The 1248-nt window shown below is 53.3% G+C and carries 1 rRNA gene; it reads left to right on the top strand.

The annotated features are described in order from the left end of the window. Window positions 1–1173 (top strand): 23S ribosomal RNA (locus ACM6I6_RS22610); the annotation flags it as partial. Window positions 1174–1248: the final 75 nt, after the last annotated feature.

Below are 1248 nucleotides of genomic sequence, written 5' to 3' on the forward strand. Positions count from 1 at the left end.
CTGCGTAAGCCCACGCCGGTCGAAGATACCAGGCCGCTGCGACTGTTTATTAAAAACACAGCACTCTGCAAACACGAAAGTGGACGTATAGGGTGTGACGCCTGCCCGGTGCCGGAAGGTTAATTGATGGGGTTAGCTAACGCGAAGCTCTTGATCGAAGCCCCGGTAAACGGCGGCCGTAACTATAACGGTCCTAAGGTAGCGAAATTCCTTGTCGGGTAAGTTCCGACCTGCACGAATGGCGTAACGATGGCGGCGCTGTCTCCACCCGAGACTCAGTGAAATTGAAATCGCTGTGAAGATGCAGTGTATCCGCGGCTAGACGGAAAGACCCCGTGAACCTTTACTATAGCTTTGCACTGGACTTTGAATTTGCTTGTGTAGGATAGGTGGGAGGCTTTGAAGCGTGGACGCCAGTTCGCGTGGAGCCATCCTTGAAATACCACCCTGGCAACTTTGAGGTTCTAACTCAGGTCCGTTATCCGGATCGAGGACAGTGTATGGTGGGTAGTTTGACTGGGGCGGTCTCCTCCTAAAGAGTAACGGAGGAGTACGAAGGTGCGCTCAGACCGGTCGGAAATCGGTCGTAGAGTATAAAGGCAAAAGCGCGCTTGACTGCGAGACAGACACGTCGAGCAGGTACGAAAGTAGGTCTTAGTGATCCGGTGGTTCTGTATGGAAGGGCCATCGCTCAACGGATAAAAGGTACTCCGGGGATAACAGGCTGATACCGCCCAAGAGTTCATATCGACGGCGGTGTTTGGCACCTCGATGTCGGCTCATCACATCCTGGGGCTGAAGCCGGTCCCAAGGGTATGGCTGTTCGCCATTTAAAGTGGTACGCGAGCTGGGTTTAGAACGTCGTGAGACAGTTCGGTCCCTATCTGCCGTGGACGTTTGAGATTTGAGAGGGGCTGCTCCTAGTACGAGAGGACCGGAGTGGACGAACCTCTGGTGTTCCGGTTGTCACGCCAGTGGCATTGCCGGGTAGCTATGTTCGGAATAGATAACCGCTGAAAGCATCTAAGCGGGAAACTAGCCTCAAGATGAGATCTCACTGGGACCTTGAGTCCCCTGAAGGGCCGTCGAAGACTACGACGTTGATAGGTTGGGTGTGTAAGCGCTGTGAGGCGTTGAGCTAACCAATACTAATTGCCCGTGAGGCTTGACCATATAACACCCAAGCAATTTGCGAACTCGAGAGAGACCAGATTGCGGTGTGTGAAGACGAAAGAACCGAAAGTTCGA

The sequence above is a fragment of the Pseudomonas sp. IT-P218 genome, assembly GCF_949767605.1.
Classification (GTDB): domain Bacteria; phylum Pseudomonadota; class Gammaproteobacteria; order Pseudomonadales; family Pseudomonadaceae; genus Aquipseudomonas; species Aquipseudomonas putida_AE.